The organism is Rhodococcus sp. SGAir0479, from assembly GCF_005484805.1.
In the GTDB taxonomy this organism is placed as follows: Bacteria; Actinomycetota; Actinomycetes; order Mycobacteriales; family Mycobacteriaceae; genus Prescottella.
In genome coordinates this window covers 2709402-2722933 of the sequence record NZ_CP039432.1, presented here as the reverse complement: position 1 = coordinate 2722933, position 13532 = coordinate 2709402, and the positions used below count along the sequence as shown (strand labels likewise).

Sequence of the window (13532 nt, the reverse complement as noted above, 5' to 3'; positions counted from 1 at the left end):
TGTAACGATAGGGATATGAAGCCAAGGATTCTGGTTGTCGACGATGACACAGCGCTCGCCGAGATGCTCACCATCGTGCTTCGTGGGGAGGGATTCGAGCCCTACGTGGTGGGGGACGGCAGCCAGGCACTGACGGCCGTTCGCGAGACCCGGCCCGATCTGGTGCTCCTGGACCTGATGCTGCCCGGCATGAACGGCATCGACGTGTGCCGGGTGCTGCGCGCGGAGTCGGGCGTGCCGATCGTCATGCTCACCGCGAAGACCGACACCGTGGACGTCGTCCTGGGTCTCGAGTCCGGCGCGGACGACTACATCATGAAGCCGTTCAAGCCGAAAGAGCTGGTGGCCCGGGTGCGTGCGCGTCTGCGCCGTACCGAGGAGGAGCCGGCCGAGGTTCTGAGCATCGGCGACATCATGATCGACGTGCCGGCGCACAAGGTGACGCGCGACAACGCGCTCATCTCGCTCACGCCGCTCGAGTTCGATCTGCTCGTCGCCCTCGCCCGCAAGCCGCGCCAGGTGTTCACGCGTGAGGTGCTGCTCGAACAGGTGTGGGGTTACCGGCATGCCGCCGACACCCGTCTGGTGAATGTCCATGTGCAGCGTCTGCGGGCGAAGGTCGAGAAGGATCCCGAGAATCCCGAAGTAGTGCTGACGGTCAGGGGGGTCGGCTACAAGGCCGGCCCGCCGTGATCGGTGCCGGTCGGACCCGGCGGCGCCCCAATCGGGTGTTCGCGCCGCTGATTCGCTGGTGTCGGGCGTGGGGCACTTGGCTCGCTCACGTCTGGCGTCGGTCGCTGCAACTCCGGGTCGTCGTCTCGACGTTGTCGCTGTCGCTGATCGTGATCACCGTTCTCGGCGTGGTGCTCATCAGCCAGATCACCGATCGTCTCCTCGAGGCGAAGGTGACCGCGGCCACCGAGGAGATGGACCGCGCCCGGAGCACGGTCGACGCCCAGTTGGCCGGCGCCGACGACAGCGGGTCGCTGCAGGTCCGCCTCGACGCGGCCCGGCTGGCGCTGACCAACCGGGAGTCCGACGGTGGCCAGTCCGCGGGTTCCGCCGGTACCTTCGACCCGGTGCTCATCGTGCCGGGTGACGGACCGCGGGAACCGACGAAGAGCGGGCCGGCGGAGCAGATCCCCGAGAGCCTGCGTGAGTTCGTGCGCGCCAACCAGATCAGCTACCAGTTCGCGACGGTGTCGGAACCGGGCGGCTACTCCGGTCCCGCGCTGATCATCGGCAGCCCCACGTCGTCGGACATCTCGACGCTCGAGCTGTACCTGGTGTTCCCGCTGGCCAGCGAGGACCGCAGCCTGTCGCTCGTGCGCGGCACCATGCTGATCGGTGGCGCGGTGCTGGCGGTGCTGCTGGCGGCGATCTCGATGCTGGTCGCCCGCCAGGTGGTGCTGCCCATCCGGTCCGCGTCGCGCATCGCGGTGCGCTTCGCCGACGGCCGGCTCAAGGAACGCATGCCGGTGCGCGGCGAGGACGACATGGCGCGGCTGGCGATGTCGTTCAACGAGATGGCCGAGAGCCTGTCGAAGCAGATCACCCAGCTCGAGGAGTTCGGCAACCTGCAGAAGCGGTTCACCTCGGACGTCAGCCACGAACTGCGGACGCCGCTCACGACCGTCCGGATGGCGGCCGATCTCATCCACGACAGCAGCGACGAGCTCGATCCGGTGCTCAAGCGCTCGTCCGAGCTGCTGGTGGCCGAGCTGGACCGGTTCGAGAGCCTGCTCGGGGATCTGCTCGAGATCTCTCGCCACGACGCCGGTGTCGCCGAGCTGGCGGCCGAACAGCTGGACCTGCGGATGTGTGCGCGCGCGGCGGTGTCGACGGTGCGGCACCTGGCGAAGGAGACCTCCACCGAGCTGATCGTGGACCTGCCGGAGGAACCGGTGTCGGCCGAGGTCGATCCTCGCCGCGTCGAGCGGATCCTGCGCAACCTGTTGGCGAACGCCATCGACCACGGCGAGGGCAAGCCGGTGTTGCTGCGTCTGCGGGCCGACGACGACGCCGCGGCCTTCATCGTGCGCGATCAGGGAGTCGGCCTGCGCCCGGGGGAGGAGAAGCTGGTGTTCAACCGGTTCTGGCGGTCGGACCCGTCGCGGGTACGCCGGTCCGGGGGCACCGGGCTGGGCCTGGCGATCAGCGTCGAGGACGCGAATCTGCACAACGGCATGCTCGAGGCGTGGGGCGAGCCCGGACACGGCGCGTGCTTCCGGTTGACGCTGCCACGCATCCGCGGTCGCAAGGTCACCCGCAGTCCGCTGCCGCTCGCGCCCGGCACCGGCAAGCTGGTGCAGGGCCAGCCGCTTCCGGGCACCCGCTCGGAGGCCGCCGCGCTGGCCGACGCGGCGGCGGACGGAGAGGGGCCGGGAACCGAGACCCCCGCCGGCGGTACCGCCGAGCCCGCTGCGGGAGCGCCGCAGCCGGCCGACGTGGGCGTCGTCGCGGCCGAGCACACCGAGTCGCCGGTGGTCGAGGCGGCGTCGGCGACGGAGCCACCCGAGCAGCCCGATCCCGACGACGCGCCGACGGAGCCGCGGGTACGGGAGCGCGAGTCGTGACGGGCGTGCGGTCGCGGCGGGCCCGGGTGCGCGTCACAGGTGCGGCGCTGCTCGCGGTGTTCACTCTGTTGGCGACCGGTTGTGCCAATCTGCCCGACGCCTCCGCGCCGCAGGCCATCGGCACCGTGGATCGCGCGCCCGTCAGCACGAGCGTCGAGGCGCCCGCCCCCGGCCGGGAGCCGGACCTGCTGTTGCGCGATTTCGTCAAGGCGAGCACCGACCCGGCCAACCGGCACCTGGCGGCGCGGCAGTACCTCACCAAGGACGCGTCGAGCCGGTGGGACGACGCCGACAGCGCCACGATCGTCGACAAGATCGATCTCATCCTCGAATCCCGCTCCGCCGACCGCGCCGTTTACACCATCCGGGCCAACCGGGTGGGACAGCTCGAGGAGGGCGGCCTGTACCAGGCGCAGGAGGGCACGTACGAGGCGAAGTTCAGTTCGATCAAGGTCGACGGCGAGTGGCGGATCGACAACCTGCCCAACGGCGTGATCATGGATCGTCCGCAGTTCCTCAACTCCTACCAGCGCAAGTCGCTGTACTTCCTCGATCCGACGTCGACCACGGTCGTCCCGGATCCGCGGTGGATCGCGGCGAGTCAGGACCAGATCGTGACGCAACTGATCGGGCTGCTGCTCGACGGGCCCAAGCCGTCGCTCGCCGGGGCGGTGGGCAACGAACTCGGTTCCGGGGTGGCGGTCCTGGGCCCCATCACGAAGGCCGACGGGCAGACGTCGCAGGTCGGCGTCGGGCTCGGTGGGGTCCGCATCGACTTCCAGGGACTGAGCCGGATGAACGCCCAGTCGCGCGAACTGCTCGCCGCGCAGGTGGTGTGGACGCTCGCGAACGCGGACATCTCGGGACCCTACGTGCTGCTCGCGGACGGCCAGCCGCTCGACGAGCGGTACGCCGAGGGGTGGACGACCGCGGACGTCGCGTCGTACAACCCGCTCGCCACGTCCAGTGCCAGTGTCGGGCTGCACGCGCTGCGCGGCGGCGGCCTGGTCAACGTCACCGACGCCGCGGTCAACCCCGTGCCCGGGTACTTCGGGGCCTCGGACAACCTGCGTTCGGCAGCGATCTCCCGGGACGGAACCCTCACCGCGGCGGTCGCCGAGACGAGGCGTCCGGCTCCGGAACCCCAGACCGCCCTGGTGGTGGGTACGTTCGACGGCAATGTGGCGACGGCCCTGGAAGCGCAGACGGTCACCCGGCCCACGTGGGCGCTCGACGGGGCGACGGTGTGGGCCGTGGTCAACGACTCCACGATCGTCCGGGTGGTCCGCGAGACCGGCACCGGCAAGCTCACGACGATGAACGTCGAGAGCGGCGCCATCTCCGCCCTGGGCGGCCCCGTCACCGAGTTGCGCCTGTCCCGCGACGGTGTGCGTGCGGCGTTGATCGTGGACGGCAAGGTGTACGTCGCCACGGTGGTCCGGCAGCCGGACGGCGAGTACTCGGTGACGAATCCGCGCGCGATCGCGCACGGGAGCGGGACCCGCGCGGTGTCCCTGGACTGGAGCACCCCCGACACCGTGGTGGTCGTCCGGGACGGATCCGACGTCCCGGTGGTGCAGCTGGCCGTCGACGGCTCGCGGATGGACTCGCTGCCGAGCCGGAACCTCACGTCGCCGGTCGTGGCGGTGGACGCGACGTCGACCACCGAGTTCGTCGCCGACGCGCGTGCGGTCTTCCAGCTCAACAACAACGATCCGGCCGGCGACCGGTACTGGCGGGAGGTGCCCGGGCTGACCGGCACCAAGGCGATCCCGGTGCTACCCGGCTAGATCGGCCGCGACGGCTGTCGGGGGTGGTGTGCACACTGACCGGCGTGCGCGCCCTCCTCGACCTGATCCTGCCCGCCGAGTGCGGGGGCTGCGGGGCGCCCGGCTCCGGATGGTGTGCCCGGTGCGACGCCACGCTGGCGGACGTGCCTGTCGCCGTCGCTCCCAGGGTGGACCCCGGCGTGCCGGTGTGGGCGCTGGGGCCGTACGCCGGACCGCGGCGCCGCGTGGTGATCGCCGCCAAGGAGCACGGCCGCCGGGACCTGGCAGGTCCGATAGGCCTCGCGCTGGGGCGGGCGATCGAATCCCTGCGGCAGTGGGGTGAGCTCCACCCGCGTCCCGCGCCGCTGTGTCTGGTGCCCGCGCCGACGCGTCCGCGGGCGGCCCGGGGCCGGGGCGGCGATCCGGTGTTGCGGTCCGCCCGGGTGGCCGCCGGTGCGGTGGGCGGGCCCTGCTCGGTGGCGCCGGTGCTGGGGATGCGCCGGGGTGTGCGCGACTCGGTCGGTCTCACGGCGGCCCAGCGTCAGGACAACCTGCGCGGCCGGGTCCGCCTCTCGGGAACGGTCGCCGCGGCGGTGGCCCCGGCCGGTCCCCGGCCCGAGATCGTGGTCGTCGACGACGTGGTCACCACCGGGGCGACGGCCGCCGAGTCGGTCCGCGTCCTCCGGTCCGCGGGCGTGCGGGTGGCGGCCGTGCTCGTCGTCGCGGCCGCGTGAACGGACATTCGGGTCGGGATCGCTCAGACCGTCGCCTGCCTGCAGATTTCGGGCGATCGGGACAGATGGTTTTCGCGACACACCGGTGAAATGGGGCTGAAAACTGGCACACCGCGCGGTTACGTACTAGCGTCGCCTTCACACCCGAAGTCACAGGTGGGAGGTGATATTTCACGTTCTGATACCGGGTGGTTCCCTGCCCGGTAGCGATCGATCCCGCCGGTCTCACGAGGTGAGCCGGCCGTCAATCGGGAGGTACGAGTGACGACATCTGCAAAGGCCTCGGTTTTCGTTGATGAGGACACCGACGAGGCACCTGAGGCACCCGGGGCTGCGGCCCCGTCGGACGCCGACCACGCCGAAATCGTCGTCAAGGGCCGGAACGTCGAGGTCCCGGATCACTTCCGGGTCTACGTCTCCGAAAAGCTCGCACGGCTCGAGCGCTTCGATCCCACCATCTTCCACTTCGACGTGGAACTCCAACACGAACGTAACCGTCGGCAGGCCAAGAGTTGCCAGCGCGTGGAGATCACCGCGCGCGGCAAGGGACCCGTCGTCCGCGCCGAAGCGAGCGCGGACAGTTTCTACGCGGCTTTCGAATCCGTGACTGCCAAACTGGAGAGCCGGTTGCGTCGCACCAAGGACCGCCGCAAGGTCCACTACGGGGAGAAGACGCCGGTATCCGTCGCGGAGGCCACCGCCGAACTGGCACAAGACGATTCGCTGGCGATCGACCAAGGACTGTCCCTGGACGGCGAGGCACCGCCCGGTCCCGGACAGATCGTCCGAACCAAGGTGCACTCGGCCGAACCGATGACCGTCGACGACGCGCTGTACGAGATGGAACTGGTGGGACACGACTTCTACCTGTTCCACGACAAGGAGACCGACCGGCCTTCGGTCGTCTACCGGCGGCACGCGTTCGACTACGGATTGATTCGACTGGCGTGAGGTCGCGGCCGGTCGGTCTACTCGCCGGCCGGTGATTACGCCTACCATGGGATCCGGCTGGGGTCACCCGACCTCGGCCGGATCCCGTTCGTCACCGTGGTGACGAAGAATCCGACACCTGGATCGAGGACGAAGAGGACCGTGCCGTCACTGTCGCTATCCAAGCTGCTCCGTGTAGGTGAAGGTCGCATGGTCAAGCGGCTGAAGAACATCGCCGACGACGTCTCCGCCCTCAGTCCCGAGGTCGAGGCGCTCTCCGACGAGCAGCTGCGGGCCAAGACCGATGAGTTCAAGAAGCGCTACGCCGACGGTGAGCCACTGGACTCGATGCTGCTCGAGGCGTTCGCGGTGGCCCGCGAGGCGTCCAGTCGGGTTCTGAGCCAGCGTCACTTCGACGTCCAGGTGATGGGCGGCGCCGCCCTGCACTTCGGCAACGTCGCCGAGATGAAGACCGGTGAGGGCAAGACCCTCACGTGTGTGCTGCCGGCGTACCTCAACGCGATCTCCGGCGACGGCGTCCACGTCGTGACCGTCAACGACTACCTGGCCAAGCGCGACTCGGAGTGGATGGGCCGTGTCCACCGCTTCCTCGGTCTCGAGGTGGACGTGATCCTGTCCGGGATGACCCCGGCGCAGCGGCGCAAGGCGTACGCCGCAGACATCACGTACGGAACCAACAACGAGTTCGGTTTCGACTACCTGCGCGACAACATGACGCACACCCTCGACGACCTGGTGCAGCGCGGTCACAACTTCGCCGTCGTCGACGAGGTCGACTCCATCCTCATCGACGAGGCCCGCACGCCGCTGATCATCTCCGGCCCGGCCGACGCGTCGAGCAAGTGGTACGGCGAGTTCGCGCGCATCGCGCCGCTGCTGAAGCGGGACGTGCACTACGAGGTCGACATCAAGAAGCGCACGATCGGCGTGCACGAGGCCGGCGTCGAGTTCGTCGAGGACCAGCTCGGCATCGAGAACCTGTACGAGGCCGCGAACTCGCCGCTCGTCAGCTACCTCAACAACGCCATCAAGGCGAAGGAGCTGTACCAGCGCGACAAGGACTACATCGTCCGTGACGGCGAGGTCATCATCGTCGACGAGTTCACCGGCCGCATCCTCGTGGGCCGGCGCTACAACGAGGGCATGCACCAGGCGATCGAGGCCAAGGAGAAGGTCGAGATCAAGGCCGAGAACCAGACTCTCGCCACCATCACGCTGCAGAACTACTTCCGGTTGTACGACAAGCTGTCGGGCATGACCGGTACGGCCGAGACCGAGGCCGCCGAGCTGCACCAGACCTACGGCCTGGGCGTCATCCCGATCCCGACGAACCGTCCGCTCATCCGCGTCGACGCCGGCGATTTGATCTACAAGACCGAGGTCGCCAAGTTCGAGGCGGTCGTCGACGACGTCGTGGAGCGGCACCAGAAGGGCCAGCCGGTCCTCATCGGTACCACGAGCGTCGAGCGCTCGGAGTACCTGTCGAAGCAGTTCACCAAGCGCGGTGTCCCGCACAACGTCCTCAACGCCAAGTTCCACGAGCAGGAGGCGACCATCGTCGCCGAGGCCGGGCGTTCGGGCGCGGTGACGGTTGCGACCAACATGGCCGGTCGTGGCACCGACGTCGTGCTGGGCGGCAACCCCGACATCATCGCCGACATCGCCCTGCGCCGGCAGGGGCTCGACCCGGTCAACGACCCGGAGGCGTACGAGGCCGCCTGGGACGACGTGCTCGAGCAGGTCAAGGCCGAGGTCAAGGCCGACGCCGAGAAGGTCCGCGAGGCCGGCGGGCTGTACGTGCTGGGCACCGAGCGGCACGAGTCCCGCCGCATCGACAATCAGCTGCGCGGTCGTTCCGGTCGCCAGGGTGATCCGGGCGAGTCGCGCTTCTACCTCTCGCTCGGGGACGAGTTGATGCGGCGCTTCAACGGCGCCGCGCTCGAGTCGATCATGACGCGCCTGAACCTGCCCGACGACGTGCCGATCGAGGCCAAGATGGTCTCGAAGGCCATCAAGAGCGCGCAGACGCAGGTCGAGCAGCAGAACTTCGAGATCCGCAAGAATGTCCTCAAGTACGACGAGGTCATGAACCAACAGCGCACCGTCATCTACGACGAGCGCCGCCGCATCCTCGAGGGCGAGAACCTCGAGGGGCAGGTCGAGTCGATGATCACCGACGTCGTCACCGCGTACGTCGACGGTGCGGCCGCCGAGGGCTACGTCGAGGACTGGGATCTCGAGCAGCTGTGGACGGCACTCAAGACGCTGTACCCGGTCGGTATCGACTACAAGGATCTCCTCGGCGCCGCCGAGGCCGGCGAGTCCGATCTGGACCGCGACGGACTGCTCGACGCGTTGCTGAAGGATGCCCGCGAGGCGTACGCCAAGCGTGAGCAGCAGATCAACGAGATCGCCGGCGAGGGCGGCATGCGGGAGCTCGAGCGCCGCGTGCTGCTGTCGGTCCTCGACCGCAAGTGGCGCGAGCACCTCTACGAGATGGACTACCTCAAGGAGGGCATCGGGCTGCGGGCGATGGCGCAGCGCGACCCGCTGGTCGAGTACCAGCGCGAGGGCTACGACATGTTCATCGCGATGCTCGACGGGTTGAAGGAGGAGTCGGTCGGCTTCCTGTTCAACCTGCAGGTCGAGGCCGGCACGCCGCAGGGTGGCGGGTCGGCCGTGAGCGTCACGGCCGCGTCCGCCGCGTCCGCGGCATCGAGTGGTCCGGCGCTGGCCCGGCAGGATGCCTCCGCGCAGTCGTCGGGCGCCGAGCAGCAGCAGGCCCCGGTTGCGCTGCGGGCGAAGGGCCTCGACGACGAACAGCCGCGTGGGCTCACGCTCTCGGGTCCGTCCGAGGACGGCAGCGCCCAGGTGAGCCGGGTCGCGGGGGAGACCGACGCGCCCGAGGGCACGCGCCGCGAGCGGCGGGAGGCCGCACGCGCCGAGTCCAAGTCCAAGCGTGGCCCCAAGTCCAAGCGCAAGCACTGACCTGACGGCCGCCGAGGATCTCAGGCGGTCTGCAGGGACGTGATCGCCCATCCGGCCGGGTGTCTGCCGTTGCCGCGTTCGATACGCGCGGCGACGGCGAACACCCGGCCGCTGCGGTTGTAGGTGCCGAACACCTCGGCGGCGTCGGCGCCCGCCGCGCGCACGTGGACGCCGACCAGGCTCGCGCTGCCGAGTCGGTTGCGCGCCGGCCCCGACCGGACGAGCGCGTGCACCACGTCGATCACCGCGGGCGCGGCCACGGCACGCAGTTGCGCCGGGGTGCGCCGCCGGTCGATCACCTCGAGTGTGAGCCGGAGGGCGTGCTCGGCGAACCGGCGCACGTCGGGTGCGGTGGCGTCGCGTGGGACCGTCGGGCGCGGGGAACGGCCGTCGTGCGGGGTCCGCCGGACGGCCGACTCCGCGAGCGGACGCCGGCGGCGCGGTGTCCGGGTGTCGTGCGCGGGCGGCTCGAATCGTGGTGCGGGGGACAGGAACCGATGTTCCGTGTGCATGCTCTGGCCTCTCCGGTACCGCGGGCAGGACTGGCGGTACGCATCGTCGACGGGGCTGCCGGACGGTGGCAGTGCCCCGGGCGGATCCGTGGAGAGGACGGATTCTGGCGCACAGCATGGCACGCGACGCCCGGAAAAGCGAGGGGTGCGGCGGCGGCGCCGCACGCTGGTCTCGCCAACCACCCCCGCGGGTTCTAGGGTGAGGGCGTGCGCGGACTGGTGCTGGACTTCGGTGGAGTGCTCGGTGGACCCGGTTCGGACGGCGATCTGATGGCGCGGGTCGTCGCGCAGGCACGCGGCCGCGGGGTGCGCACCGCGATCCTGTCGAACGACCCGGGCGGCTCGGGCGCGCAGCGGTTGCGGGACCTCGCGGGACCGTTCGTCGACGCCGTCGTCCTGTCCGGCGACGTCGGCACGGCCAAGCCGGATCCGCGGATCTACGCGCTGGTCGCCGCCGGCCTCGGACTGGCGCCCGACGAGTGCGTCTTCGTCGACGACCTCGTCGGCAACGTGCGCGCGGCGGTCGCCGTGGGCATGGTGGGGGTCCACCACGTCGACCCGTCGGTGGCGGCGGAAGAGATCGCGATCCTGCTCGATCGGGGCCCGGCCCCCGACGCCGCGGGCACCGGTCGCGGGAACAGGGGGAGCTGATGGCCAGGGCGACGAGACTCACGACGCAGGACGCGTCCTTCTACTTTCTCGACGCGACCAACACGCCGATGCACCTCGGCTCGCTGGCAGTCTTCCAACTCCCCGAGACGGGCCTCGACTTCGAGGCGGTGCTCCGGCTCATCGAGAGTCGCTTGCATCTGGTGCCGCGGTACCGGCAGAAGGTGCGCGAGGTCGCATTCGGGCTGGCGCGTCCGGTGTGGGTGGACGACCCCGACTTCGACATCACGTACCACGTGCGGCGGTCGGCGGTGCCGTCTCCCGGCGGGGACGAGCAGTTGCACGACCTGGTGGCGCGGCTGACGTCCCGCCCGCTGGACACGACGCGGCCGCTGTGGGAGATGTACGTCGTCGAGGGGCTGGCGGACAATCGGTGCGCGGTGTACACCAAGTCGCACTCCGCCCTGGTCGACGGCGAACAGGCGCTCGAGATCAGCCAGGTGATCCTGGACGAGGACGACGTGCCGCCGCCGGCGGTCGACGATCTGTGGATGCCGGAGCCCGCCCCGGGGGAGCCCGCGCTGGTCGCGGCGGCGTTGGCGCAGTTGGTGTCCCAGCCGCGCGAGGGCATCGAGACGCTGCGCATGACGTTGCGGGACACGACGGCGGTGATCGACGAGGCCACCGATGCGCTGGGCAAGCTGGCCGCACTGGTCCGCACGGCGGCGCAGCCGGCGTCGCCCAGCCCGCTCAACGCGGCCATCTCGCGCAACCGGCGGTTCGCGGTCGCACGCACCGATCTCGAGCGGTACCGCAAGATTCGGGCACGCTACGGGTGCTCGATCAACGACGCCGTCCTCACGGTGGTCACCGGAGCGATGCGGACGTGGCTGCTGGCGCGCGGCGAGCCGGTGTCCGAGGCGTCCACGCTGCGGGCGCTCGCGCCGATGTCGATCTGTGCGGCACATCCCGGGACCAACGGGGCCAGTGTCGTCGAGGTGCGCGGCGCCGACGACGACGGCGTCCCGCACGGCCGGACGTCGTCGTTCCTGCTGGATCTGCCTGTCGGGGAACCGAATCCGGTGATGCGCCTGTCACACGTCGCGCACGCGACCCAGGCGTTCGCCCGGCAGAGCCGGCAGGTGACGGCGCGGACGATGATCCGGCTGTCGGGATTCGCGCCGGCCTCGCTGCACGCGCGCGGGGCGCGGGTGGCCAGCAGCCTGTCGCAGCGGATGTTCAACGTCATGGTCACCAACGCGCCGGGCCCGCAGATTCCGCTGTACCTCGCGGGCATGCGGATGGTCGAGATGTACCCGGTGTCGCCGCTGCTGAAGAATCAGACGCTGAGCATTGCGCTGACGTCGTACGACGGGCACGTCCACTACGGTTTGAATGCGGACCGTGACGCCCTGCCCGACGTGGACGTCGTGGCCGCATCGTTGCACGAGTCTCTCGAGGAGTTGGTGGATGCCAGTGGGTGAACGGTCGTTGTCCCGGGGCCGGATCGTCGTGGCCGGGGGTCCGGCGTGAGGGTGTACGTTCCCGCAACCATCCCGATGCTCCAGCAGTTGGTCGCCGACGGGGAGTTCTCTCCGGTGAGCCGTACGGCTTTCGCGGTGACCCCGGCACTGCGCGAGTCGTATCACTCCGGCGACGACGAGGAACTCGCCGAGGTCGCGATGGCCGAGGCGGCCCGCGCCTCGCTGCGGCTGATCGCGGCGGCCGCCGCGGACGGTGACGGCGAGAGCGGTGACGGCACGAAGCCGCGCTTCCGACGGGCCGTGATCGCGGCGGACGTCGACGACGTCAAGCTGCGTCCGGATCTCGACGACGCCGTGGTCCGGCTCGGGGACGTCCTGCGGCTCTCGCAGGTCGCGTCGGTGCACGTCGATCTCGCGGAGGCCGAACCCGACATCGAGAAGGCGGTGGCCGTGGTCGACGCCGCCGATCTGGGGGACGAGGACGCGGAGTTCGTGCTGGGCGACGCCGAGGATCACGAGCTCGCGTGGTACGCCCGCCAGGAGCTGCCGTTCCTGCTGGAACTGCTGTGACCGCCCGGTGAAGTCCTTACCCCTGCTCACTACCCGGCCGTAACTTACGGCACCGTAGGCACATGCCCTACGCTGGCGGGGGTACGGAGCGAGATGGAGGTCGGATGGGACTGAAGAGCTGGATCGAGGCGCCGGCGGCGAGGGTCGCGGGCTCGAACCGGTCCGTGGCGAACCTGGTGCGCGGCGCGGTCACCCGGTTGACGACGCCGCTGCTCCCCGACGACTACCTGCATCTGGTCAACCCCCTGTGGTCGGCGCGGGAGTTGCGCGGCCGGATCGTCGAGGTCCGCCCCGAGACGGCCGACTCGGCCACGCTCGTCATCAAGCCGGGATGGGGCTTCGACTTCGATTACCAGCCGGGCCAGTACATCGGCATCGGTATCCCCGTCGAGGGGCGCTGGCACTGGCGGTCGTACTCGCTCACGTCGGCGCCCAACGTCGACCACCGGCTGATCTCGATCACCGTCAAGGCGATGCCCGAGGGTTTCCTGTCCAGTCACCTGGTCACCGGGGTCCCGTCCGGCACGGTCGTGCGGCTGGCGGCGCCCACCGGGAACTTCGCGCTGCCGGAGCCGCCCCCCGAGAAGATCCTGTTCCTCACCGCGGGCAGCGGTATCACCCCGGTCATGTCGATGCTGCGGACGATGGACCGCCGCGGCGACCTGCCCGACGTCGTGCACGTGCACTCGGCCCCCACCGAGGACGCCGTGATGTTCGCCGACGAGCTCGAACGGCTGAGCGCGGCGCACCCGTCGCTGCGGTGCCACGTCCGGCACACGCGTTCGCAGGGCAAGTTCGAGCTCGCCTCGCTCGACGAGGTGTGCCCGGACTGGCGGGAGCGGCAGACGTGGGCCTGTGGTCCGCTCGCGATGCTCGACGAGATCGAACAGACGTGGGAGCGCGAGGGCATCGCGCCGCGCCTGCACCTGGAGCGGTTCGCCGTCTCGCGTGCGGATCTGTCCGGCGCGGGCGGCACCGTCACCTTCGGGCGCGCCGGCAAGGCCGTCGAGGCCGACGGCGCGACCACGTTGCTCGAGGCCGGGGAGAAGGCCGGCGTGCTCATGCCGTTCGGTTGCCGCATGGGGATCTGTCAGACGTGCGTGGTGCCGCTGGCGTCGGGCCACGCGGTGGATCTGCGCAACGGCAAGGAACATTCCGAGGGCGAACGCATCCAGACGTGCATCTCCGCGGCCGCAGGAGACTGCACCCTCGACGTGTGACTCCGGTGTGACCTCGGTATCCGTCCGGCCGCCGGGTGTCCGTTTTCCCGTATCGTTGCGCAGGTAACGCCTCGCGTCGGTGGACGCCGGCGAACTGATCTATCCCGACGGAGGACCAC

11 protein-coding genes are annotated in these 13532 nt (G+C 70.0%); 10 read left to right on the top strand and 1 reads right to left on the bottom strand.

Going from position 1 to position 13532, the window contains the following annotated elements:
• Positions 1-15: 15 nt before the first annotated feature.
• From mtrA to secA, 6 genes are all read left to right on the top strand, one after another.
• Positions 16-693 carry an MtrAB system response regulator MtrA gene (gene mtrA, locus E7742_RS12740; protein ID WP_005518730.1) on the top strand — a complete coding sequence of 226 codons (678 nt, stop codon included), beginning with the start codon at positions 16-18 and terminating at the stop codon, positions 691-693.
• Positions 690-2576 carry an MtrAB system histidine kinase MtrB gene (gene mtrB, locus E7742_RS12735; RefSeq protein WP_137799274.1) on the top strand — a complete coding sequence of 629 codons (1887 nt, stop codon included), beginning with the start codon at positions 690-692 and terminating at the stop codon, positions 2574-2576. Before mtrA ends, mtrB begins: the two co-directional genes overlap by 4 nt.
• Positions 2577-2602: 26 nt before the next feature.
• Positions 2603-4366, top strand: coding sequence for an MtrAB system accessory lipoprotein LpqB (lpqB, locus tag E7742_RS12730; protein ID WP_137801193.1), 1764 nt, complete (start codon positions 2603-2605; stop codon positions 4364-4366).
• Positions 4367-4392: 26 nt separating this feature from the next.
• The gene (locus tag E7742_RS12725; protein ID WP_137799273.1) at positions 4393-5079 is read left to right on the top strand and encodes a ComF family protein; all 687 of its coding nucleotides are present in this window, start codon (positions 4393-4395) and stop codon (positions 5077-5079) included.
• Between the two features lie 261 nt (positions 5080-5340).
• The gene (gene hpf, locus E7742_RS12720; RefSeq protein ID WP_137799272.1) at positions 5341-6030 is read left to right on the top strand and encodes a ribosome hibernation-promoting factor, HPF/YfiA family; all 690 of its coding nucleotides are present in this window, start codon (positions 5341-5343) and stop codon (positions 6028-6030) included.
• 189 nt (positions 6031-6219) lie between these two features.
• A complete protein-coding gene (gene secA / locus E7742_RS12715) occupies positions 6220-9018 on the top strand; it encodes a preprotein translocase subunit SecA (protein ID WP_254698995.1) in 2799 nt (932 codons plus the stop codon).
• 20 nt (positions 9019-9038) lie between these two features.
• Here secA and E7742_RS12710 read toward each other — a convergent pair whose 3' ends face one another.
• Positions 9039-9530: an Rv3235 family protein gene (locus E7742_RS12710; RefSeq protein WP_137799270.1), complete on the bottom strand. Its 492-nt coding sequence runs from the start codon at positions 9528-9530 to the stop codon at positions 9039-9041.
• A gap of 207 nt (positions 9531-9737) precedes the next feature.
• On the opposite strand from E7742_RS12710, the gene E7742_RS12705 reads away from it, so the two are divergent.
• The 4 genes from E7742_RS12705 to E7742_RS12690 all read left to right on the top strand — a co-directional run bounded on the left by E7742_RS12705 (position 9738) and on the right by E7742_RS12690 (position 13413).
• On the top strand, positions 9738-10181 hold the full coding sequence (locus E7742_RS12705) for an HAD-IA family hydrolase (protein ID WP_137799269.1): 444 nt from the start codon (positions 9738-9740) through the stop codon (positions 10179-10181).
• Positions 10181-11623 carry a WS/DGAT/MGAT family O-acyltransferase gene (locus tag E7742_RS12700; RefSeq protein WP_137799268.1) on the top strand — a complete coding sequence of 481 codons (1443 nt, stop codon included), beginning with the start codon at positions 10181-10183 and terminating at the stop codon, positions 11621-11623. Before E7742_RS12705 ends, E7742_RS12700 begins: the two co-directional genes overlap by 1 nt.
• A gap of 45 nt (positions 11624-11668) precedes the next feature.
• Positions 11669-12193, top strand: a complete 525-nt coding sequence (locus E7742_RS12695) for a DUF6912 family protein (RefSeq protein WP_137799267.1) — start codon at positions 11669-11671, stop codon at positions 12191-12193.
• A 104-nt stretch (positions 12194-12297) separates the two neighbouring features.
• On the top strand, positions 12298-13413 hold the full coding sequence (locus E7742_RS12690) for a ferredoxin reductase (RefSeq protein WP_137799266.1): 1116 nt from the start codon (positions 12298-12300) through the stop codon (positions 13411-13413).
• Positions 13414-13532: the final 119 nt, after the last annotated feature.